General features: G+C 52.1%; 20 protein-coding genes. 9 read left to right on the forward strand and 11 right to left on the reverse strand.

Going from position 1 to position 23,747, the window contains the following annotated elements; all coding sequences use genetic code 11:
• Positions 1–44: 44 nt before the first annotated feature.
• The 3 genes from D6024_RS06475 to D6024_RS06485 all read right to left on the reverse strand — a co-directional run bounded on the left by D6024_RS06475 (position 45) and on the right by D6024_RS06485 (position 7,038).
• Positions 45–3,482, reverse strand: a complete 3,438-nt coding sequence (locus tag D6024_RS06475) for a TraB/GumN family protein (RefSeq protein ID WP_121353779.1) — start codon at positions 3,480–3,482, stop codon at positions 45–47.
• 47 nt (positions 3,483–3,529) lie between these two features.
• On the reverse strand, positions 3,530–4,711 hold the full coding sequence (locus D6024_RS06480; protein WP_121353780.1) for an aspartate aminotransferase family protein: 1,182 nt from the start codon (positions 4,709–4,711) through the stop codon (positions 3,530–3,532).
• A gap of 296 nt (positions 4,712–5,007) precedes the next feature.
• Positions 5,008–7,038, reverse strand: a complete 2,031-nt coding sequence (locus tag D6024_RS06485) for a M13 family metallopeptidase (protein ID WP_205573235.1) — start codon at positions 7,036–7,038, stop codon at positions 5,008–5,010.
• 110 nt (positions 7,039–7,148) lie between these two features.
• On the opposite strand from D6024_RS06485, the gene D6024_RS06490 reads away from it, so the two are divergent.
• From D6024_RS06490 to metH, 8 genes are all read left to right on the forward strand, one after another.
• Positions 7,149–8,462 (forward strand): D-alanyl-D-alanine carboxypeptidase/D-alanyl-D-alanine-endopeptidase, encoded by a 1,314-nt coding sequence (locus D6024_RS06490; RefSeq protein ID WP_162944592.1) that lies wholly within the window; start codon positions 7,149–7,151, stop codon positions 8,460–8,462.
• 115 nt (positions 8,463–8,577) lie between these two features.
• Entirely contained in the window at positions 8,578–9,603 is a 1,026-nt protein-coding gene (locus D6024_RS06495; RefSeq protein ID WP_121353782.1) for a rod shape-determining protein, read from the forward strand.
• Between the two features lie 73 nt (positions 9,604–9,676).
• On the forward strand, positions 9,677–10,555 hold the full coding sequence (mreC, locus tag D6024_RS06500) for a rod shape-determining protein MreC (RefSeq protein ID WP_162944593.1): 879 nt from the start codon (positions 9,677–9,679) through the stop codon (positions 10,553–10,555).
• A complete protein-coding gene (gene mreD / locus D6024_RS06505) occupies positions 10,552–11,085 on the forward strand; it encodes a rod shape-determining protein MreD (RefSeq protein ID WP_121353784.1) in 534 nt (177 codons plus the stop codon). The genes mreC and mreD overlap by 4 nt, the downstream gene beginning before the upstream one ends.
• A gap of 208 nt (positions 11,086–11,293) precedes the next feature.
• Positions 11,294–12,694 (forward strand): Ig-like domain-containing protein, encoded by a 1,401-nt coding sequence (locus tag D6024_RS06510; protein WP_121353785.1) that lies wholly within the window; start codon positions 11,294–11,296, stop codon positions 12,692–12,694.
• A gap of 48 nt (positions 12,695–12,742) precedes the next feature.
• Entirely contained in the window at positions 12,743–13,360 is a 618-nt protein-coding gene (recR, locus tag D6024_RS06515) for a recombination mediator RecR (RefSeq protein ID WP_121353786.1), read from the forward strand.
• Positions 13,361–13,823: 463 nt separating this feature from the next.
• Positions 13,824–14,858 carry a homocysteine S-methyltransferase family protein gene (locus D6024_RS06520; protein ID WP_121353787.1) on the forward strand — a complete coding sequence of 345 codons (1,035 nt, stop codon included), beginning with the start codon at positions 13,824–13,826 and terminating at the stop codon, positions 14,856–14,858.
• Between the two features lie 60 nt (positions 14,859–14,918).
• Positions 14,919–17,609, forward strand: a complete 2,691-nt coding sequence (gene metH, locus D6024_RS06525) for a methionine synthase (protein WP_121353788.1) — start codon at positions 14,919–14,921, stop codon at positions 17,607–17,609.
• A 61-nt stretch (positions 17,610–17,670) separates the two neighbouring features.
• Here the strand turns inward: metH and D6024_RS06530 are convergent, their stop codons facing one another.
• The 6 genes from D6024_RS06530 to D6024_RS06555 all read right to left on the reverse strand — a co-directional run bounded on the left by D6024_RS06530 (position 17,671) and on the right by D6024_RS06555 (position 21,805).
• Positions 17,671–18,621 (reverse strand): hypothetical protein, encoded by a 951-nt coding sequence (locus tag D6024_RS06530; RefSeq protein WP_121353789.1) that lies wholly within the window; start codon positions 18,619–18,621, stop codon positions 17,671–17,673.
• Between the two features lie 30 nt (positions 18,622–18,651).
• Positions 18,652–19,104, reverse strand: a complete 453-nt coding sequence (locus tag D6024_RS06535) for a hypothetical protein (RefSeq protein WP_121353790.1) — start codon at positions 19,102–19,104, stop codon at positions 18,652–18,654.
• A 55-nt stretch (positions 19,105–19,159) separates the two neighbouring features.
• Entirely contained in the window at positions 19,160–19,768 is a 609-nt protein-coding gene (locus tag D6024_RS06540; protein WP_121353791.1) for an HAD family hydrolase, read from the reverse strand.
• A gap of 6 nt (positions 19,769–19,774) precedes the next feature.
• Positions 19,775–20,380 (reverse strand): HAD family hydrolase, encoded by a 606-nt coding sequence (locus D6024_RS06545; RefSeq protein ID WP_121353792.1) that lies wholly within the window; start codon positions 20,378–20,380, stop codon positions 19,775–19,777.
• Positions 20,381–20,561: 181 nt separating this feature from the next.
• Positions 20,562–21,311, reverse strand: coding sequence for an LOG family protein (locus D6024_RS06550; RefSeq protein WP_121353793.1), 750 nt, complete (start codon positions 21,309–21,311; stop codon positions 20,562–20,564).
• Positions 21,312–21,433: 122 nt separating this feature from the next.
• Positions 21,434–21,805, reverse strand: coding sequence for a co-chaperone GroES (locus D6024_RS06555; protein ID WP_121353794.1), 372 nt, complete (start codon positions 21,803–21,805; stop codon positions 21,434–21,436).
• Positions 21,806–21,929: 124 nt separating this feature from the next.
• Between D6024_RS06555 and D6024_RS06560 the strand changes: the two genes are divergently transcribed.
• On the forward strand, positions 21,930–22,631 hold the full coding sequence (locus D6024_RS06560; RefSeq protein WP_121353795.1) for a response regulator transcription factor: 702 nt from the start codon (positions 21,930–21,932) through the stop codon (positions 22,629–22,631).
• Positions 22,632–22,819: 188 nt separating this feature from the next.
• Here the strand turns inward: D6024_RS06560 and D6024_RS06565 are convergent, their stop codons facing one another.
• Both D6024_RS06565 and D6024_RS27205 read right to left on the reverse strand, forming a co-directional pair.
• On the reverse strand, positions 22,820–23,296 hold the full coding sequence (locus D6024_RS06565) for a YcxB family protein (protein ID WP_121353796.1): 477 nt from the start codon (positions 23,294–23,296) through the stop codon (positions 22,820–22,822).
• A gap of 85 nt (positions 23,297–23,381) precedes the next feature.
• A complete protein-coding gene (locus D6024_RS27205; RefSeq protein ID WP_240409973.1) occupies positions 23,382–23,747 on the reverse strand; it encodes a TraR/DksA family transcriptional regulator in 366 nt (121 codons plus the stop codon).

Raw genomic sequence — 23,747 nt, forward strand, 5'->3', positions numbered from 1 at the left:
GCATGGTTGCCCTGGCGTTAAAGAATTTTTCATCACCCTGCTTTCTATTCCTGATTTGTCAATGACAAAAGATATTTCTGCAGCAAGCGGCCTGTTGCCGCCGGCTTGTAGGTTTCGTCGGAATAGTAACCGGTAGCCTTGTCTTCTTCTTCGTTCGCCGGTTGCTGAGGCCCTACCACTACCAGGTACTCTTTCTTTGCTTCGCCATCGAGGGCAAGGCGAACTTTAAAGAGCTGAAAAACGCGTTTTTTCCCTTCATACGGCGCAGTCCGTGCACCCAATGGTACAAGGGTAAAATCAGCGGGCTCATAGTCGTTGGTGAAAAGATGGTAGGCCTTGCTCTCAGCCAGTTTGGCTTCCGTAGCATAGACAGCCGGAAAAAGTTTACCCTTCCCGGCTTTCTTCAGGGCCTCGTAAAAATAAAACCGCTGGTCTACATCGGCTGCAACCGTGGTGAGGACAACCAGTGGTACCGTTTCGCCGGCTTGCAGCAAAGCCATGATCGCCTGTTGTTTTGTGTACGGATCTTTTAGCAATAAAAATTTTGACAGCAACGCTTTCGAAGACGGGGTGTTCAGGTGGCCCAGTAACGTGGTCCATGCCGCCAACTCCCACCGGTTTTTCTCGTTTTTCAAACTGTTCAGTGCCTGTGTTGCCGCTGTCAAGATTGAATCGGTATAGGGCAGCAGCGCATCACGGGAAAGCAGGTTGCTGTCGACCAGGTTGTTGGCCAGGTAGGGAAGGAAATTCGTCAACAGGCTGTCAGTGGACCGGCTCAGGAGTTGTGGGAACAAGGTTGCTGTTAATTGCAGCGAATCAGTCAGTGCACCTCGAAGCCGCCAGTAATACCCTTTTTGTGGCGGCATTTGCAACAACAACTGTTTGATCGCGGCATACGACCTGGCAGTCTTAGTTTTTGCCAGCAGATAGAGCAGGTCCAGTTTCAACTCGTCTTTTTCTCTTCCCAGCTTTGGATAAGTGGTTTCGATAAACTGCACCGTCGTGCTATCGGCCATTGGCAGAATGCTGCCGATTAATTGGTCTACCGTGTTGTTGAGTCCCTCCAGCGTGTCGCGGTAGGAGACCAGCAAGGCCTGGTGCAGCAAGGGCAGGTCGGAAGCATTGAACGATACTAGTTTGAAAATGGCCTGTGCATTTGCTATCTGAGCCGAATCGGTGCTGGCAAGCGCCTGGAGCAATTGTCGGCTTCGGGAAGTATACATGGTTGGCGCTACTCCATCAGTCAAACGAAAGCTGTTAAAGAACGCATCGTGATCCGGGTTGACGCTGTCTTCGGCCGAATAGCTGCCGAACAGCGTGTACAACGTGTCCCTGCTGATAAACATTCGCACCCGGCGCTGCAGGGAACCTTGCAGCGGCTGCACCACAAAGTCGATGCCTTTCAGGTTGCCAACCGAGATCCAGTTTTTTCGAAGCACGGTATCTCCATCTGACGAGTAATCGCCGATCTTGGAATTGAAATAGGACGTATCCGATTTGATCCAGTATAACGAATCAAACACGTCTGTCATCACCTGATAGGTCACTGCATTGGCAGGGTTGGTCGATGTGTAAACGCGAAGGCGGGGACGCAGGCTGTCGGTTTCCTGTGTTTGAAAGTCCGACGGCGAGGTGGCCGAAAAGCCCGCGGCGCCGTGCGTGGAAAATGTTGTTCCCCTATACGGCAAAAGTTCCATGGACTCCAGGTAGTGCTGGACATCGGTACTGTCGGCTCCCTTCGGTGCACCCGCAATAAGGGTGTACACCCGGTTGCCGCGAATTACATGCAGGGTATGGTAGGTGCCATTGACTTTTTTTATGAAATAGTTCAGGTAAAGAGCGGGCCGGCCGTGATAGGTGCCAATGGTTGAAGCGGTGATTTCTCCCACACCCTCCATTTCTTTTTTGACCTGTTCAAAATATACCGAGTCTTTCGGCAGATAATAGCCCGGCTTTAATTGCTTTACCTGGGCCAGATAATAATAACCAGTTTCGGGGTCGACGGCCTGGTGTGAGAGAAAAACCCAGTTGGATTTCTGGGCCACGCCAGCGTCGAGGGCAGGCAGCGGCTCGGGCCGGCCGGGCATGCGCACCTTCAGGCCTTTTTCGGCAAGGGTGAAATCCTGCCAGTTGTTTTTGATGTTGGTTTGACCGGGAATGAACGAGTTGAAAAACCGTGCGGCATCGGTGGTAAACAGGCGGTCCTTTCGGGGCGAACCCACCAGCAGTAGAAACAGAACCTTGTCTTTTACATAGGTCTGTATACGGAAAGAGGATTCTTCGTTGTTAAGGACCGTTTCTTTTCCCTGCAGGCCGGCTATAGAGACAGCCGTAAGACGGTATTGTGCTTTGCTATCACCCATGTTTTTTGCCATGTTTTTCACGATGTCGTCAAGCGGCATGCTGCTGGCCGCATAGCTGGTGCTGTGGCCCACCATGTAAAACGTGTTGTTGGGAAGATCGAAGCACATTTTCATGTTCACCAGATTGCCAAACATTTTAATGTCGGCGCCTTTAAAAGGCATCTGCACGGTATAAATCCCTGCATCGCCGGTAATGCTTTTCCAGGGTCTTTCCTTCAGGTGCTGGGCGTAATCGTTTCCGAAGGTAGTGCTGGAAGAAAAGACGGGATCCACCGAAAAGCCGCGACTGCGCAACAGTGCGATCACCCCGGAGTCGCCGGGCAGGTGGGCGGCGCCGACAGCGAAAAAAGACGACCGAACCTGCGAAAGGCTGTCCATGCGATAGGCCATTTTTACATTGCGCCGGGTGAGCACCAAATCCCGTATGCGGGTACCGTAGTTGATCATGTGATCCAGTTTTTCCAGGTCCTGCGACGTGTACGTGCGGATCATTTCTTCAATGCCTTCGTTCATCTTCTTTTCCGGCGCCAGCACTTCTTCCGGCTTCAGGTCGCGGCCCACTTCATCCAGGACGTCCAGCTGGTCGCCGATGTCCTCAATGCCACCGGTCCATTTATCCTGCCGCAGGGCAAGGCCCAATAAAAAGCCGTCGACGATCGTGGGCATTTCACCTTTCTGCAGGTATTTCTGCATGCGGTAATCACGGATTTTCTTGAGTTGTTTTTTCGACACCGTGTTGCCTTTGACACCAAACTTTTTCAGCAGGCTGTCGGCCGAGCCGGAAAGCTTCGAGCGGTCGATTGATACGGCTTGTTTGGAAAGAAAAAAGTCTTCTTCTGCTTCACGGGCCTTGTTGCTCATAAGCGAATCCATGAACGCACTAAAATCCACTTCCGTGGCAAAACCGGCGGTCGTCTCCAGGGCGTGGTAAACCGAATCGCCAAACTGGAACAGGCGTTTGTCCTGCAGGTGCATGGTGCCATAGAGATAGGAAGGGGTTGATAGGCCGTTGCCGCTGATGCGCCAAAGAAGCGTGCTGGGTATCTTTTGTGAAAAGCCTGACAGGTAGAACAGGCAGGCACAACTGGCAAGAATGTGCCGGAGGTAAGCAGTAGTCATGGTTTGAATTTGACGCAAGATAACCGGAAAGCCGGAACCGGCAAGTCTTAGAGAGCATTGGCTGCAGCCAGGATCACACGACAGGCGGCCGCCAGTTCTTCTCCGGAGATGGTCAGCGGCGGCGAAATGCGCAGGCAGTTCGGCGCAAACAGGAACCAGTCGGTGAGCACACCGTTTTCAATACAGGTATCGATGATTTGTTTGCACTGGTCAAAACTTTCAAATTCCACGGCGGCCCACAAGCCAAAAATGTGCAGGGTTTTTATTTTCGGGTGAACCAGTTGTTCTTTCAGCAGCCTTTCTTTTTCGGCAACAGAGGACGTTAGGTTTTCCTGCAGCAAAGCCTCCATGGCGGCCTTGCCGGCGGCACAGCAAAGCGGGTGGCCACCGAAGGTGGTGATGTGCCCGAGCACCGGGTTGTCGGTAAAGCAGTCCATTCTTTTTTTGTCGGTGATGAAAGCACCCAGCGGAAGCCCGCCGCCCAGCGCTTTGCCAAGCAGCAGTACATCCGGTTCCACGTCAAACTGCTGGAAGCCCCACAACTTTCCTGTGCGGCCAAAGCCGGCCTGGATTTCGTCTAAAATAAAGAGTGCCCCGGTGTCCCTGCATTTTTGTTGCAGCGCCTGCAACCATTCTTTTTGCGGGGGCAAAATGCCGGCTTCCGCCTGTACGGTTTCGGCGATCACGCAGGCAGTGTTTTCGGTGATCCATCCAAGGTCGTCGAACGAATTGTAAACAAGATGCTGTACGTCGGGAAGCAGCGGCCGGTAGGCATTGCGCCAGTACTCGCTGCCAATGATGCTCAGCGCACCCTGCGTAGAGCCGTGATAGGAATTTTGAAAAGCGGCGATCCCGGTTCTACCGGTCACCCGTTTGGTCAGTTTCATGGCGCCTTCCACGGCCTCGGCGCCGGAATTGGTGAAATAAACAGAGTGGAGCGAATCGGGCAGGTTTTCCGCCAGCAGTCTAGCATACTGTACCTGCGGGCTTTGCACAAATTCGCCGTATACCATCACATGCAGGTATTCGTCGGCCTGCTGTTTGATGGCTTCAACGACTTTGGGATGGCGGTGACCGACGTTGGCCACACTGATGCCGCCGATCAAATCGATGTATGTCCTTCCTGCCGAATCGGTGAGACTGCAACCTTCCGCTTTTACAATTTCAATGGCCAGCGGTGCCGGGGAGGTTTGTGCCACATGCTGCAAAAAAAGCTGCCGTAAGTTCATCGCGGCAAAAATAACCGCGGATTACGCGGATTTCGGATGGATTGAACGGATTGTTTTCTGTTCGGCTTTGCGTTGCACGGCCGTCCTGTATACATGAATTAGTTGTTGGACCACCTTGCAGAAGCGATCATCGCTTCAATCAAACGTTTGCAATGGGTGGCTGTCAGCTTTTGCCGCTATGGTCCAACGGAAACTGTAGCCTCGATGCCCGGCAGGCAACCATTCCTTTCTCCTTCGCTTCGTGCAAAAAAAAAAGTCCCGCACCTGCGGGACTTTTTATACGAAGAAAAATCTTCTTACCAAATATGGATTCTCTTTTCCGGGGCAACATAAAGTTTCTCACCGGGTTTCACGTTGAATGCATCGTACCAGGCGTCCATGTTCACCACGGCACCGTTGGCACGGTACATACCGGGAGAATGCGGATCAGTCAGGATCAGTTGCGCTTGCGTTTCCGGTACTGCGTTGTTGCGCCAGATCTGCGCCCAGCTCAGGAAAAAGCGTTGGGCCGGCGTGAAGCCGTCAACAGCCTTCGCGTCTTTGTACTGCTTTGTTTTGGTAAAGGCTTCGTAGGCAATGTTCAATCCACCGATGTCGGCCAGGTTTTCACCCAGCGTCAGCCGGCCGTTCACGTGCAGGGTGTCCAGCACGGCGTAGGCATTGTATTGCTCCACCACCTGGTTTGCCTTTGCCTTAAACTTCGCTTCGTCCTCTTTGGTCCACCAGTTTTCGAGGTTGCCGCTGGCCGCATATTGAGCGCCCTGGTCGTCGAAGCCGTGAGTCATTTCATGACCGATGACGGCACCAATTCCACCATAGATGATGGCATCGTCGGCACCAAAATCAAAGAACGGAAATTGGAGAATGCCGGCAGGAAAGGCGATCTCGTTGTTCACCGGGTTGTAGTACGCATTGATCGTGGGAGGCGTCATGCCCCATTCGGTACGGTCCACAGGTTTGCCCAGGCGGTTTACTGTGTAATAGTTGTAGCTCCACACCGAAGCGCTACGCAGGTTGCTGACAAAATCGGTTGGCGTTACCGTGACACCCTGGTAGTCTTTCCATGTATCGGGATAGGCGATTTTCTTGGTGAAGGCATTCAGCTTTTGCAGGGCTTTTTGCTTGGTGGCATCGCTCATCCAGTCCAGGCGCTGGATGCGGCTGGCAAAGGTTTGCTGCAGGTTGTTCACCATTGCCACCATGCGGGTTTTGGCTTCACCCTTGAAATATTTCTGCACGTACAATTGTCCCAGCAGGTCGCCCAGCGTGTTGTCGAGCAGGGAGCTGATTCGCTGCCAGCGTGGTGTTTGTTCTTTCTGGCCGGTCAACACCTGTGTCAGGCGGAAGTTTTCGTTCACGAAAGCGCTGCTCAGGTAGGGGGCTGCGCTGCGCAACACGTTCCAGCGCAGGTAGGCTTTCCAGTCCTGCAACGGAAGGGCTGTCAGCAGGATGTCGGCAGTTTTCAGGAACGAAGGATTGGTGACCAGGAGGCTGTCGGCCGCTTTGATATTCATTTTCTGCAGCAGGGTACTCCAGTTCAATCCCGGTGTTTGCTGCGTCAGGTCTTTTACGGCAAACTTGTTATAGGTTTTGTACGGGTCACGCATTTCTACACGGCTCATCTGGGCCTTTGCCAGCGCGGTTTCGATACGCAAAATGGCATCGGCATCGTAAGTGGCCGTGGCGGAATTTTCTCCGACAAGCGAAAACATTTTTTCCACGTGGTCCCGGAACGCCTTGCGGATGGTTTGGCTGCGGGCATCATCCTTTATATAATAGTCGCGGTCGGGGAGGGAGGTGCCGCCCTGGCCCAGTTGAACGATGTATTGGTTCACGTTCTTGCGGTCCTGTCCCACGAACATGCCAAACAGGGGAGAGGCAATGCCTTTGGTGCGAAGCGTGACAATTTCCGTCAGCACATCCTGCTTGTTGTTCAATGCGGCAAGACGGTCCAGGTCTTCTTTAATGGGCTGGTAACCTTTTGCCTCGATGGCTGCCGAGTCCATGCCACTGCGGTAAAAGTCGCCGATCATTTGCGAAAGGCGGTCCTTGCTACCGCTTTTGGCCGCTCCTTCCAGTAAGGTATGAAGGCGTTGCGAGCTTTCTTCCCGCAGCACATCAAACGAACCCCAGCGGGTCTTGGACGCCGGGATGGTATTCTTTTTCAGCCAGCCGCCATTGGCATATTGGTAAAAATTGTCGCCCGGTTTTACCGACAGGTCCATGTTGGCCGGGTCAATGTACCTGGGCTTTTTGTCATTGGTGGTAAAGGCCACAGCGGAGGTGGCAACTGCACCAATGAAAAATGCCTGTAGCAGTGTTCTCATGTGTTGTAAGATTTTTAGGGTCACGAAGTTACAAGAACGCTGGGGACTTGAGGTTAAGAAAGGTGAATAAAGTGCAAGGCCTTTGGGCGGATTGGATACATTTGTTTTTTATGATTAAACGTCGCAGTGTTTTTCTTTTTTTGCTGGCATTTACTTTCCTTGCCTCCTGTAGCCTTTCCCATCAAATTCAACAATCAGCGCAGAAACGGATCCTGAACGATTCGGCTTTGCATACAGCCCATATTGGCATCAGCATTTACGAGCCGGCAACCGGCAAACGGTGGTACGATTACCAGGGCGATAAATATTTTGTGCCGGCCAGTAATACCAAGCTGGCGACCTGTTATGCGGCGATGAAATATCTTGGCGACAGCCTGGTGGGAGCACGGTTCGAGAGTGGAAAGGATGGTGCAATGGAATTATTCCCCTCCGGCGATCCGACGTTTCTTCACCCGGACTTTCCGTTTCAGCCGGTTTACGAACGCCTGAAAAAAGCAACGGTGCTCCGGTGGAACCTCACCGGTTGGCAGGATGAGCGGTGGGGCAGTGGCTGGAGCTGGAACGACTATGCCGACGATTACATGGCGGAACGATCTCCCTTCCCGGTTTACGGCAACCTGACAAAGGCCTACCTAAAAGAGGGAAGCCTGCAGTTTCTGCCGGCGCAGAAACTGGTATGGCCCGAAGGCCAGGCCCCTGCATTTCCAAAATTCAGCCTGACAAGGGCCTTGAATGAAAATGTTTTTTACGGCACTCCTTCGACCGGTCTTTTTAAAACCACCTGGTTTCCCATGCGGATGGACCCCGCATTTGTATCCAAACTGTTAAAAGATACACTGCACCTGCAAAACGTTTTGACGTTTGAGGCGCCGCCGGGATATGCAGACCGGGGAAACAAAACGGTCATTCACTCCCAGTCCACCGACTCCCTGCTCAGGCCCATGATGCACCGCTCCGATAACTTTTTTGCAGAGCAGTCCTTGCTCATGGTCAGCAACGAGGTGCTGGGAATAATGAACGATGCCCGGATCATTGACACGCTCCTGAAGACCGACCTGGACGACCTGCCGCAGAAACCACGATGGGTGGACGGTTCCGGGCTGAGTCGCTACAATTTATTTACGCCGCAGGATTTTGTGGCGATCCTCGGGAAGATGAGGAGCAATTTCGGGATGAAACGGCTCCGGGAAATCCTGCCCACCGGCAACGAGGGAACCCTGGCAGGCTATTACAAATCCGACAGCACTTTCTTCTACGCCAAGACCGGCACCCTGTCCGGCGTAGTGGCAATCAGCGGCTTTTTGACCACGATCAAGGGAAGGGAGCTCATCTTCTCAGTCCTGGTAAATAATCACCAGGCATCGGCAACCCAGGTGCGACGGGCGGTAGAAGGCTTTCTTCAAACCCTGCGAAAGCGGTACTGAACCTGCATTTGGGCAACCTGTGAAAACTCTTAACTCTTTGTTTTTCCTGTTTGTTTATCAAATCTTTTCCATCACCTTTGCACAACTTGTAAAAATTTAAATACGAAAGAGCAGTATGGGACTTTTTAACTGGTTTACACAGGAGATTGCCATTGACCTGGGTACTGCAAATACGCTCATTATACACAATGATGAGGTGGTGGTGAATGAACCGTCGATTGTGGCCCTTAACAGAAACAATCCAAAAGAAGTATTAGCCGTGGGCAAACGTGCCCTGATGATGCACGAGAAAACACACGAAAGCATACGCACAGTAAGACCCTTGAAAGATGGCGTGATCGCCGATTTCAATGCTGCCGAGCTGATGATCAGGGAGATGATCAAAATGATCTATCCCAAAAAGCCCCTGTTTCCCCCGAGCTGGCGCATGATGATCTGTATCCCGTCGAGCATTACCGAGGTGGAAAAACGGGCCGTACGCGACAGTGCCGAACAGGCCGGTGCCAAGGAAGTTTACCTGATTCACGAACCCATGGCCGCAGCGCTGGGGATTGGAATCGATGTGGAAGAACCGGTTGGTAATATGATCATCGACATTGGCGGCGGTACCACCGGGATTACGGTGATTGCCCTTGCCGGTATCGTTTGTGACCAGTCGATCCGCATTGCCGGCGACGAATTTACGGCTGATATCATGGAAGCCCTTCGCCGTTACCACAGTCTTTTGATTGGTGAACGCACGGCGGAGCAGATCAAAATCCAGATCGGTGCTGCCATGAAAGACCTCGACAACCCGCCGGATGATATCCCGGTAAACGGTCGCGACCTGGTAACCGGTATTCCCAAGCAGATCATGGTCAGCTACCAGGAGATTGCCGAAGCCCTGGACAAGAGCATTTTTAAAATTGAAGAAGCCATTCTGAAAGCGCTGGAGCAAACCCCACCCGAGCTGGCCGCCGACATTTACCGTCGTGGCCTCTACCTTACCGGTGGCGGTGCCCTGTTAAAGGGTTTGGACAAGCGCCTGAGTGCCAAGATCAAGCTTCCCGTTCACGTAGCCGACGACCCGCTGAAAAGCGTCGTGCGGGGTACAGGGCTGGCGCTGAAGAATTACGACCGATATCCTTTTGTAATGAGATAAAAAACAGCCACAAGCTGGCGGCTGCAAGCTACAAGCCTTGTGGCTGACAGCTTGTGGATTGCCGCTTCTCTCCATGCTTAACATCTTTGCATTTCTTCGCCGGTATTTCACCTTCATCGTTTTTGTGGTTTTGCAGTTCGTCTCGTTGTGGATGCTGTTCAGCTACAATCGCTTTCACCGGGCTGCCTTCCTGGGCGTCGCTTCCGAAGTGACGGGACGCGTCAATACGCAGGTGGATAAGCTGGACGATTATTTTCACCAGGGCGAAGAGGCCCGGCGGGTACACCGCATGAACGACTCCCTGCTGAATTTACTGAAGTCGAACTTCGAATTCCAGGATACCACCCAACGCCTGGTCGTGGATACGTTGCACTTCGATTCCACCGCCGCCATCCGCCGCTATACCTGGCGGGATGCCAAGGTGGTGTACAATACCATTAATTCCGAACAAAACTACCTGCAGCTCAACCGCGGCAGCCGGTATGGCATCCGCGATGAGATGGCCGTATTGAATTCGGATGGTGCCGTTGTGGGTGTGGTGGTCAACGTGAGCCCTAACTTCAGCCAGGTGATGAGCCTTTTGCACGTGCAAAGCTCTGTGAGTGCGGCGCACCAGAAGAGCGGTACGCTGGGCAAGGTGGAGTGGGATGGGAAAGACCCCAAATATGTCTGGCTCAAAGGTGTCTCGCGAAGCGTGGATGTAAAAGTTGGCGACAGCGTGGTGACCAGCCGCTATTCGTACAACTTCCCGCCCAACCACCTGATTGGGACCGTCAGCCAGATCAACAGCGACCCGTCTACCGGGTTTTACCTGTTGAAAGTAAAGACGGCGGCCAATTTCTCTACCATCCAACAGGTGTTCGTCGTGGAAAACCTGTTGCGGGAAGAGCAGTTGCGCCTGTCAAAGGAGACGGATAAAAAAATGGAACAACAAAAAAACAAACAACGGTGAGCGACCTGGTAAGAAATTTCATCCGGCTGATAGTGTTTTTGCTGGTGCAAGTTTTTGTGCTGAACAAAATCCCCTTCCTGCACCAATTTGTTGTGCCCTACCTCTATTATTTATTTATTCTCTGGCTGCCGTTTTCTCTTCCGCGGCCGGCTCTTTTGATCATTGGTTTTTTTACCGGGCTGCTGCTCGACTATTTCATGTGGCAACCCGGTTTGCATGCCGCCGCCTGTGTGCTCATTGCCTATATCCGGCCATTTATCATTGGCCTGCTGATACCGAAAGACACCAATGAATTCAACTACCGCGAACCGTCGCCACGGGCCATGGGCTGGGCGCCCTACACGGTATATGCCCTGGTGATGACCCTTGTGCATCACAGCTACCTCACCCTGTTGGAATGGCTGCAGTTCGGCACCTTCCTGCAATTTCTGGTCAAGGTGCTGGCAACAACGGCCATCAGCATGCTCCTGGTCTTTACAGCCGAATTGCTCTTCCCGCGAAAAGTAAAGTACCGAACCAATACGGCGTAGGCAACAGGCGAACAAGGAAGATCGGATGGTGAAGAAGCTTCTCTGTTCATTTTTCTTTTGACTTAGCCTTCCTACAAGTTGAAGGCAATGATGAACGGGAAACACCTCTAAAATCTTCCTTCCTTGTTCATTTGTTCGGGGAGTTTTAGTCTATCCTTAGGAAAGGCGCTTTCCTGCATCACCGCGAAAGGGCTTATGTTTGCCCCGCATGCGAAAGGCTTCATTTTTCACCGCTACGTTACTGCTTTTCATCGCGGCTGCCTGGACAGCCGTTTCTACCGGCTGCGCCAACATTATTCCCCCTTCCGGCGGACCCAGGGACACCCTCGCCCCGCGGTTGGTTTCGGCACTGCCCAAGGACTCTACGCTGAATTTCCGGTCCAACCGGGTAACGTTGAACTTTGACGAATACGTTGACCTGCAGGAAGTGCAGAACAACTTGCTCTTCACACCCACCTTCGAGGTGAACCCCGAAGTGTCGGTCAGGGGCAAAACGGTAACCGTCCGCTTTCGCGACAGCCTTCTTCCAAACACTACCTACCTGCTGAATTTCGGCAATGCCATCCGGGACATGAACGAATCCAACCCAATTCGCAATTTCATCTACACATTCTCTACCGGGCCTGCCCTCGACTCGCTGACCCTGTCGGGAAAAGTGACGCTGGCCGAAAACGGCAAAACCGATTCGATGCTGATCGTGATGTTGCACCGCAATTTGACCGACTCGGCCGTGGTAAAAGAACGGCCGGTGTATGTGGCGAGGGTGGATGCCAGCGGGAATTTCCGCTTTCAAAATTTGCCAAGGGACACATTTGCCATTTATGCGTTGGGAGAGGCCGGCATCGTGCGGCGCTACCAAAACAAGAACCAGTATTTTGCCTTTGCCGACAGCGCGGTGGTGCCCGGTGCTTCCCGCGACCTGACGCTCTACGCCTACCGCGAACAGCCAACGAAAACCACAACGGCGGCCCCGGGGCAAACCCGTGGTGCGGCTGCGGCAGACCGGCGCCTCCGGTTTACCAACACGTCCGGTACGCTGGACCTGCAGCGTGATTTTGTGCTCACCTTTCAAACGCCGTTGCGCCGGTACGATTCCACACAGATGGCGCTAAGCACCGACAGTGCCTTTACCCCGGCTCCGTTTATCACCTTGCTCGATACATCCCGTACGCAGCTCTCCATCCGGTCGCAGTGGAGAGAAGGGACGCCCTATCACCTGGTGCTGGGAAAAGATTTTGCCGAGGACACGGCCGGCCGGCGACTCCTGAAAAGCGACACGCTGAATTTTTCCACCAAAAAAATCGCCGATTACGGCCAGTTGCGCCTGCGCATCCGCAATGCCGATACGGCCCGCCGGCCCGTGTTGCAGTTTGTGCAGAGTGGCCAGGTGGTCTTTTCGGCACTGCTTCCGCCGGGGGGTATTTTTACGGCAAGGCTTTTCAATCCCGGCGACTATGAACTGCAGGTTTTATACGACGCCAACGGCAACGGCAAGTGGGACCCGGGCCATTTTTTTGGCACCAAACGGCAACCCGAAATTGTGGTTCCGCTCAAGCAGGGCATCAATGTAAAAGCGGCCTGGGACAACGAATTTGAGCGGTCTTTATAAAGCCTTTTTAACACCGTTTGCGGGGGCAAAACTGTACATTTGTACACTATGCAATTCTCTTCTTCTCTCCTCGAAAATGCCGTGAACGAGTTTGCAAAATTGCCCGGCATTGGCAAGAAAACCGCCCTGCGCCTGGTGCTCCATTTGCTGAAACAGGAAAGCGAAGATGTGCAGCATTTCAGCGAGGTGGTGAGCCGCATGCGCAGCGAAATCAAGTTTTGCCAGCGCTGCCACAACGTGGCCGATGCCGATATCTGTTCCATTTGTGCCAACAGCCTGCGCAAGCAGGAAATGATCTGCGTGGTGGAGAACATCCGCGACGTGATTGCACTGGAAAGCACCCAGCAATACAGCGGTACCTATCACGTACTGGGCGGTGTGATTTCTCCGCTCGACGGCGTTGGTCCGAATCAACTGAACATCGACACGCTGGTTCACCGTGTGCAGAAAGAAGAAACGGCCGAGGTGATTTTTGCGCTCAGTCCAACCATCCAGGGCGATACGACGATTTACTATATCCAGAAAAAACTGCCGGCAGCTACAAAGGTGACCACCATTGCCCGCGGCATTGCCTTTGGCGGCGAGCTGGAATACGCCGATGAAATGACGCTGGCCCGCAGCCTGCAAAACCGTTTGCCAGTCGACAGCTATGTCAGCAGCCGGTAAAGCGCCGGTCCCGCTAAAAGGGCGAGGCAGGTGGCTGCGATCTTTTACAAGTATTCGTTTATTTTCATCTTTTCTTTTTTTATGTAACGAGCAACGGGCTATCGATGGGACTTTTGTTGCGTCGCACACCGCATCGTTCGCATGGCTATTCAGCAAATGCTGTCTTGTCAAGACAAGCTGCTGCACCGAAAGCATAAGAGAGGACAGAAAAACGAGCCAGATTCTGCTCTTCAGGGAGACAGGTGATTTGCCTTATATTTGCACCACAGGCGGATTTGTTTATTGTTCGGCCTTAATTGAACTAATAAACGCAGAAACTCTCCAACCAAGTTTTTCCTGACGTTTATTGGTCCAGTACACGTGAGACGTGAGAAGTCAAACGTGAAACAAAATAGTCTGGTCAGGCTACGTTCACTCCTGTTTCACCTCTCACGTTTGACGTTTCACGATTTAAATTAATGCAATGGCAAACATTCAAGACTTACTCAAACAACGCATCCTGGTAATTGACGGCGCCATGGGCACCATGATCCAGCGCTATAAACTCACTGAACAGGACTACCGCGGCGAACGATTCAAGGACTGGCCTTCCGACCTGAAAGGCAACAACGATCTTTTGTGTTTAACGCAACCGCAGATCATCAAAGCCATTCACAAGGAATACCTGGCGGCCGGCGCCGACATCATTGAGACCAATACGTTCAATTCGCAAAAAGTTTCATTGGCCGATTACGGCATGGAAACCCTGGCGTACGAGATCAATGTGGCTGCTGCAAAAATTGCCCGTGAAGCCATCGCGGAATTCAATTCGCCGGAGCCCAAGTTCGTGGCCGGTGCCATCGGCCCGTTGAACAAAACACTTTCCCTGTCGCCGGATGTAAACAACCCCGGCTTCCGTGCGCTGAGTTTTGACGAAGCGGTAGCAGCCTATTACGAGCAGGTAAAAGGATTGACAGAAGGGGGCGTAGACCTGCTTTTGATTGAGACGATCTTCGACACCCTCAATGCAAAGGCTGCCATTTTTGCCATCAAAAAATATTTCCGCGATACCAAACAGGAAGAACGGCCGATCATGATCAGCGGTACCATCACCGATGCATCGGGAAGAACCCTGAGCGGGCAAACGCTGGAAGCGTTTTACAATTCCATCCGTCATGCACGGCCGCTGAGCATCGGCTTGAACTGTGCGCTGGGTGCGCAGGAAATGCGTCCGCACGTTGAGGAACTGAGTCACCTTGCCGAATGTTTTACCTCGGCTTATCCCAATGCCGGACTGCCCAATGCCATGGGCGAATACGACGAACAGCCGGAAGACACCGCCCACTTTATCGAAGACTGGGCAAAAGAAGGTTTTGTAAACATCGTAGGCGGCTGCTGCGGTACAACGCCGGATCATATCCGGCACATTGCCGACCATGTAAAGAAGATCAGGCCACGTCCGTTGCCGGTGGTGGAGACAAGCGTGCAAACAGAAAAAGAAGAAGCGGCCATCTCTTAAATTCAAACGTGTGTAAACAACCCCTGGCGCTTTGATGCCTGCGTGGTTCAAAACAATATTATGAGCGAAGCGACGATCATCAAACCCTATCTGCGCCTTTCCGGCCTTGAGCCGCTAACCATCCGTCCCGAATCGAATTTTGTGAATGTGGGTGAACGGTGTAACGTAACCGGTTCTAAAAAATTTGCCCGCCTCATTCGTGAAAACAAATACGAAGAAGCGCTTTCCGTTGCCCGCCAGCAGGTGGAAAACGGTGCGCAGGTGCTCGATGTAAACATGGACGACGCACTGCTGGACGGCGTGAAGGCTATGACCACCTTCCTGAATCTTTTGCAGGCAGAACCGGACATTGCGAAAATTCCCGTCATGATTGACTCATCCAAATTCGAGATCATCGAAGCGGGATTGAAATGTGTGCAGGGCAAGTGCATTGTGAACTCCATTTCGATGAAAGAAGGTGAAGAGAAGTTTATTGAACAGGCCTTCATTTGCCAGGCATACGGAGCGGCTGTGGTGGTGATGGCGTTCGACGAGCAAGGGCAGGCCGATACCCTGCAACGAAGAATTGACATTTGCGAAAAAGCCTACAAAATCCTCACGGAAGTCGTGGGCTTCGATCCGCAGGATATCATCTTCGATCCCAACATCTTCGCCATTGCCACCGGGATTGAAGAGCACAACAACTATGCAGTTGATTTTATCGATGCCACCCGCATCATCAAGCAAAAGATGCCGCTGGCAAAGATCAGCGGTGGTGTGAGCAACGTTTCGTTTTCCTTCCGTGGCAACGACCCGGTGCGGGAAGCCATACATGCCGTGTTCCTCTACCATGCCATCAGGGCCGGTATGGACATGGGTATTGTGAATGCGGGTCAGTTGATCGTGTACGATGAAATTGAACCGCAACTGCGGGAACTGTGCGAAGACGTGGTCCTGAACCGGAGAGAGGATGCAACGGAACGCCTGGTTGCCTTTGCCGAAACCGTCAAGGCAAAAGACAAGGCTGAAGTGAAAGACGAGGCCTGGCGTTCCACCTCGGTGGAAGAACGGCTGAAACATGCACTGGTCAACGGGATCACAGACTACATCGATGGCGATACCGAAGAAGCGAGACAAAAATATCCAAAACCACTCGATGTGATCGAAGGGCCGCTGATGGCCGGGATGGACGTGGTGGGCGACCTGTTTGGCAGCGGTAAAATGTTTTTGCCGCAGGTGGTGAAAAGTGCAAGGGTGATGAAAAAAGCCGTTGCTGTTTTAACGCCATTCATTGAAAAAGAAAAAGAAGAGAAAGCCGCAAGAGGTGAAATTTCACCTTCCGGTGCCGCCAAAGTTTTGATGGCAACCGTGAAAGGCGATGTGCACGACATTGGTAAAAACATCGTGGGTGTTGTGTTGGGATGCAATGGTTACGAGGTAGTGGACCTGGGTGTGATGGTGCCGGCAGAAAAAATCCTGGAGACTGCACAAAAAGAAGGCGCGGATGTGATCGGACTCAGTGGGCTGATCACGCCGTCGCTGGACGAGATGGTGCACATTGCCCGTGAGATGAAACGTCGCAATATGAAGCAGCCGCTTTTGATTGGCGGTGCCACAACTTCACGTACCCATACGGCAGTAAAAATTGCTCCCGAATATGAGAACGGTGTTGTGCACGTGCTGGATGCCTCCCGCAGTGTAACGGTGGTGAGCAACTTGCTGAACAAGGAAGGCAAGGCGCAATTCCTGCAGCAAACCCAAAACGAATACCTAGCCCTGCGCAACCAGTTTCTCAATAAACAAAAGCACAAAGTACAGATCCCTTACGAAGAGGCGGTGGTGACCAAGGAATATTTCGACTGGAAAAACTACAAACCAACCAGGCCCGCCACCGATGGCATTAAGGTGTTGAAAGAATTTGATCTTGGCACCATTGCCAGGTACATCGACTGGGGGCCGTTCTTTATTGGATGGGAAATGCCCGGACGTTTCCCGGAAGTGCTCAGCGATAAAATCTTCGGTGCGGAGGCGACACGTTTATACAACGATGCGCAGAAGATGGTGGAGAAAATCGTTGCCGAAAAATGGTTCTCGGCCAATGGCGTGATCGGCTTCTGGCCGGCTCATTCAAACAACCGCGATACCATCACCCTGCAAACGGCAAACGGCGAAGTGAAGTTGGAATCGCTGCGCCAGCAGATGAAAAAAGCGGTTGGGCAACCGTCTTATTCCCTGGCCGATTTCGTAGCTCCCGACACCTTCTCGCAAGACTACATGGGTGCCTTTGCCGTAACCATTCAGGGTGCACGGGAACACATTGATCGTTTTGCCTCCGAATACGACGAATACAACAAGATTCTGGTGCAGATCCTTGCCGACCGTTTTGTGGAAGCCTTTGCCGAATGCCTGCATGAAAACGTGCGAAAAGAGTATTGGGGCTATGCCAAGGATGAAAACCTGACAAACGAAGAACTGATCAAAGAAGGCTACAAAGGCATTCGCCCGGCGCCGGGTTATCCTGCCTGTCCGGACCATACAGAGAAATTGAAATTGTTCTCTTTGTTGAATGCAACCGAGAACATCGGCATTGAACTTACAGAAAGCCTGGCCATGAACCCGCCGGCTTCTGTCTGTGGCTGGTATTTTGCACATCCCGGAAGTCATTACTTCGGCATTGGCAAGATCGGTCGCGACCAACTGGAAGATTATGCCAAGCGCAAGGGCATGAGCCTCGAAGAAGCGGAAAAATGGCTACGGCCGGTGCTGGAGTAAAATGCATTCGTTCTCAAATAAAAAGTCCCGCTGCTGGCGGGACTTTTTATTTGTATTGAGGTTATTGTTGCTGGTAGGCTCTGCCTGATTGGATCAGGCGCTGGCGTGCGGTATTTCCCGGAACGGCAATATGTGTTGCCGGATCGTACTCTTTTCCCACAGCCGGAGAACCTTGCGGCACCCAGATGTTCACAATGGTATTGGTATAGGAATAAGGAAGGTAACGGACATAATAGCCATCGGGATGAAACGACCAGCGACCGCTTGGAATATCCAATGAGCCTTCGCCCTTTGGTGCAAGACCGGCCAGTACGGCCACTCTCTCCATTTCGTCATAACTGCTGCTGGCACTTGTCAGCATGCCACGCAACTGGTTTTCTGCTTCCAGGACGGCTTTCACGCCGGCCGGCAAACCATCCATGCCTTTTTGCATCAGGGCATTGGGGATCAGCCCAATGGCGCCGCCATTGAGTTGCACCAGTTGTTTGGGGGTCAGCAGAAGGGCTGCGACGGCTTTTAGTTTGGTTTGCAGGTCATCGAATTTTGCACGGGCTATGATGGACCAAAGCAGTAGTTGAATATCGTGCTGGTCGATCTCGGGGTGGTTAACGGAGTTTCGCACAATCGCCTTCACCACTTCTTCCTGCGGACCTAAGGGCGGAGCAAAAAGGTACCCGTCACCGCCGCCAGGACCGTGGGTGCCGGCCTTCAAGCAATAACTCTGGTCGTGCAACTCGTAGTATCCGGGCTGCAGCACAAAGCCGCCGTTGGGTGTTCGCTGCAACGTCATCAGGCTTCGTTTTGCTTCCCTTGGCGTAAATTGATCAAGGCTGTCGACCGCCCACCTGGCATCGGTGAGAGAGGTGGTGATAGGGGCCGGTTTTTTCAATATATCCTGAACAGGATTGCTATCCAGTTCGCTGGCGGCTTTCTTCAGAATGTTTTTGAACTGTGCGTCTGCACCCAATCCAAACAGGCAGAAAGCGGAGAGGAGCGTTACGATGTGTTTCATATGCATGGTTTTGATGGTTAATATGGGTCATCAGTTGATAGATTCGCGAAGCCTTTCCACTTCACGGGCATCCTTGTACGCTCTTACAAGCGCAACCACGATCAGGATTTTCAGTATAAACCCTTTGACGATGTTGGTGGGATCCACAAACATCATCCCGATATGAATGACAACATAGGTAGCCAGCGCCGTGATGAATGCAGCGGCTGGCTTTTTGTAACTCCACAGCGCCAGTGCCAAGAAAATAACACCGATGCCCGCATCGATCATGCCGGCAACCAGGGCCACGGTTGGATCCTGTGTGGACGCGTATTCCCAAATGCCGATGCCGGCCTGCAGTGCCGCAATGACATAAAGCCAGATGCGGGCTGTTTTTAAACTTTTTTCATATGGCTTTGTATCTGCCAGGTCGCTGAAGATGGTTTCCTGTGGTTGCGATAGATCCGGTGAAAAGACATCGTTGGGTGATTGTTGTGTTTCCATTGTTTTGGTTGTTTCACTAAATATAAGTCATCTCTGCCGGCACCGCAACGAGTGGTTATAAAATCTCCCGTGCCTTTAATTCTTCCCGCAGTTGTGCCGGGCTTTGGAAGCGAATGGTGGGTATGCCAAAAGCCTGTGCGGCTTCCGCATTGCGCAGATTGTCGTCAATAAAAACGGCTTCTTCCCGGTTAATGGCAAAGCGGTCGAGGATTCGCTGGTAAATCTCCGGGAAAGGTTTACGGGTTTTTTCTTCTCCGCTTACCAGCCGTCCGTCGAACCAATGAAGAAAGTCGTATTTGCGCAACGCAACGGGGAAGAGTTCTGCGCTCCAGTTGGTGAGTGCATACAGTTTGTACCGGCCGCTTTCCTTGAGTTCACGGAAGATCTCAACGGTTTCGGGAATGGGACCGCCCAGCATTTCTTCCCAGCGGCCGTAGTAGGCTTCGATCTCGTTCTGCCATTCGGGGTGTTGGTCCACCAGGAGTTGGGTGGCTTCTTTCAGCGAACGTCCCGCATCCTGTTCTTCGTTCCATTCGGAAGTGCAAATGTGCCGGAAGAAATGGCGGCGCTTTTCTTCGTCGTCGATCAGCTTGTCAAAAACATAGGCGGGGTTCCAGTCAATCAGGACGCCGCCAAGGTCAAAAATGAGGGTGTTCACTTTCATCTGGTCTTATAAAATTTGGAGTGATTGCAATTCGGAGCGCAAGGCTTCCGGTGTGGTGAATAAAACGGCTTCAAGGCCCAGCCGCCGGGCAGTTTCCACGTTGTGCTGGTTGTCGTCGATAAACAGGGCTTCCTCCGGCTTGATCCGGTACCGGCGGAATAAAAGGTGGAAGATGTCTTCGCTCGGCTTTATCATCGATTCCTCTCCGCTGATCACTTTACCATCGAACCATGCGAGGAATGGAAAATCCGCTGCCGTGCGCTGGTAGAGTTCCGCATTCCAGTTGCTCAGTGCGTATACCTTGTATCCCTTTTTTTTCACTTCGTCCAGGATCTGCACCGAACCGTCAATAGGCCCGGCGAACATTTCTTTCCAGCGGTCGTAAAAGGCGCGGATGGCGGGTTCCCAGTCCGGATGTTCTTTTACGAGGGATTCGGTGCCAGCCTGCGGTGAGCGGCCTGCATCCTGCTCGGTATGCCAGTCCATCGTGCAGACATTCTTCAGGAAAAAATCGACCTTCTCTTTGTCGTCGAAAATTTTCGAGTAGAGATTGGCAGGGTCCCATCGTACCAGCACATTGCCCAAATCAAAGATGATCGTATTCTTTTTCATGCGTCTTCCCTTCTTTCGCCGCCGGACATGCCCAAAAGCCGGCTCGCCGTGGCGTTTTTTGAAGGCGTGAAATTAGGGACAAAAGTTTTCGGGTTTACCTCTTCGCGGGTTGGACGTGATGAGTGGCCATTTGCATCACAAGCCAATAACCCGTGAACAAGTGAGCCTGTAAATTTTTCGCTCAGGCGGCCGGCTGCCGGCGCACCATTTTTTCAAACAACCACCATTTCGGTTTATAGGGCATCACCTTGTAATTGCTGCTGATGTATTTGGCGATGTGGTCCATGGCTTCGTCGATGTTGTCGGTATAAAGCACGAGGTTCATGTCCTCCCTGGAGATGGTGCCGCGGTTGGCCATGTCCTGCATCGCTTCCCACAATTCCTTGTAATACTCTTTTCCAAACAGCACCATCGGGAAGCTGTTCAGCGATTTGGTTTGAATGAGGGTAAGCGTTTCAAAAAATTCATCCATGGTGCCAAAGCCGCCGGGCAGGATAATAAAGGCATAGGAATATTTAATGAGCAGGGTCTTGCGCACAAAAAAATGCTCGAACGTAAAAGACCGGTGCACGTATTTGTTGACCACCTGTTCGAATGGCAAGCGGATGTTGCAGCCGACCGACAGGCCGTCATTTTCGTAAGCGCCCCGGTTCGCCGCTTCCATGATGCCGGGACCCCCTCCCGTCATCGTGGTGAAGCCGGTGGCGGCAATGCGTTTTCCAAATTCGCGGGCTTGCTGGTAATAGAGATTGTCTTCCTTGAATCGGGCCGAACCAAAAACCGTAATGCAGGGACCTACATAGTGCAGGGTGCGGAAGGCTTTAATGAACTGGGTAAACACTCGCCAGGCAAACCGTAACTCGAAACGGCGGTTCCGGGGTCCCTGGAGGTAAAGCGGTTCTTTGGGTGGGATAACGGGTTTCTTTTCCATAGCAGGTTATTGTAAAGATAAGTCACCAGTCCGCAGTTGGAAGGATGCAGCAGGCGCTAAATACATGTTACCTGAACAGTCAGTGGCACAAGAAACCTTTGGGGCTATTAACTGCTCGCTCATTATAATTCCTCTTCCCGCTCCAGCATCAGGATGGCGCTCTGCGGCACAATAAAGTATTTGTCTCCTTCGTACATCACTTCCGTTGCGCCATTGAGTAAAAAAACAGCAAGGTCGCCTTCCTTTGCCTGCAGCGGAATGTATTTCACCTGTTCTTCCTGGGTCTTCCACGGTTCTTCTTCGGTAGGAGAAGGAATGGCATAGCCGGGTCCCGTTTTAATAATGTAGCCCTGCTGCACCTTCTCACGCTCCTGCACGCCGGGCGGAAGGTAAAGCCCGGTCTGGGTTTTTTCGTTTGGCCGGGTAGGACGAACCAGGACCCTGTCGCCAATGATGATCAGTTTTTTGAGCCGGTTATCGGGAGTGATATGCATGGACTGCATTTTTACGGTTAGTAGAGACTACAAAAGTAGGGTGGAAGAATTTTTGCATGCAATTCAGGAAGCGGATTTGTAAACAGAAACACGTTAATTTTATACGCAACAAAAAACCAATCTCATGGCTGATAAAGACAAACGAGCGAAGATTTTATTATGCGAGGACGATCCGAACTTAGGCAGTGTTTTGAAGAATTACCTTGAGTTGAACGACTATGACGTGACCCTGGAACGCGACGGCCGCCTTGGGCTGGCTGCGTTTCAACGCGAAAGCTTTGACCTTTGCCTGCTGGATGTGATGATGCCCAACATGGACGGCTTTACCCTGGCAGAAGAAATCCGGGACATAAACCCTGATGTGCCCCTGTTTTTCCTGAGCGCCAAGACGATGAAGGAAGACATTATCCAGGGCTATAAGCTGGGTGCCGACGATTACATCACCAAGCCCTTCGACAGCGAAGTGCTTCTGCACAAGATCAAAGCCATTTTAAAACGCAACGAAGAGATCAACCGCGAAGCCGAAAACCGCGAGTACGACCTGGCTTCCTATCACTTCAACCCCAAGCTGCGTGAGCTGTCGCATGACGGCAAAACACAAACGCTTTCGCCCAAGGAAAACGAGTTGCTGAAAATGCTTTGCGAGCACATGAACGATTTGCTTCCGCGGGAGCAGGCCCTGAAGCGCATCTGGGGCAGCGATACCTACTTCAATGGCCGCAGCATGGACGTGTACATTGCCAAGCTGCGCAAATATTTAAAAGACGATACCAATATCGAGATCGTCAATATCCACGGCAACGGATTCCGGCTGGTGGTAAAATAAAGTTTGCACGATACAAGTTTGAAAGCCTTCGTCCTTCATGGGCCGGAGGCTTTTTCTTTTGCCCGGCAGGGCGCCACGTATGCAGCAGGAAAAAGCATCGGCGGGGAGAAACCTGTTTTTGGGAGGGACTTTTTGCTGCCATCCGGCGATGCACGCCAATGGTCCCGGATTCTGCTGGGAAGGCTTTGTCAGGAAGGAACAACCTTTGAGCGGAGCAAGGCCCGCATTTCCGAAAGCTGTTCTCCGCTGAACGCCTTTTTAGGCACCAGGAAAAAAGACGTGGCGTTGAAGTACAGGTGGAAAAAATACGGTGTCTCCAGGTAATGGCTGACGGCTTTCCAACTCCATTGCCGGCCGCCGCGTTCGTTGCCTAGGGAAAACCCTTTTTCTTCAAAGTCCATGGTAAAGTGATCCTGGAAGGTGGCCGCCCGGCGGTACACAATGCCGGGCAAAATGGCCCAGAAAGAAATCATCAGCACCAGCCATAAAACGGTGCTGACAAAAAAAGCCAGCGGCAGAATTTTCTTGAAATAAAAAAGGGCTGCCGACAGCAAGGCAAAGACATTCACCAGGATGATCATGATCCGGATTTCCTTGCGGCTTAAAAAGTGGTAACGCAAGGCTTGCAGCACTTGTTTTTTATCGTAACCAAAACTGACGGTCATGCAAAAAATTAGAGGCGTAAAGATAAGCGAGTAGGGATATAAAAAAACCCCGCAGGAAGCGGGGTTTTGCCTATGAAGGAAAAGCTTACTTGTTCATCATTTGCTTGGCTTCAATGCTTAGCGTGGCATGCGGTACGGCACGCAGGCGGGCCTTGTCGATCAGCTTACCGGTGACCCGGCAAATGCCATACGTTTTGTTTTCGATCCGCATGATGGCTTTTTCCAGGTGGTCGATGAATTGGATCTGGCGGCTGGCCATCTGGCTCAGTTGCTCCCGTTCCATGCTCATGCTGCCATCTTCCATGGTCATGTAGCGGCCTTCGTCCAAATCGCCGCTCTCGTCCTTGCGGGTAATCAGACCCTGTAAATAAGCCAGCTCTTTCTTCGCAATTTCTAGTTTCTTGTTGATCAACTCTCTGAACTCTGCCAATTCGGCGTCACTGTAGCGCAT

Origin of the sequence: Flavisolibacter nicotianae (assembly GCF_003628535.1) — a bacterium.
GTDB lineage: Bacteria > Bacteroidota > Bacteroidia > Chitinophagales > Chitinophagaceae > Flavisolibacter > Flavisolibacter nicotianae.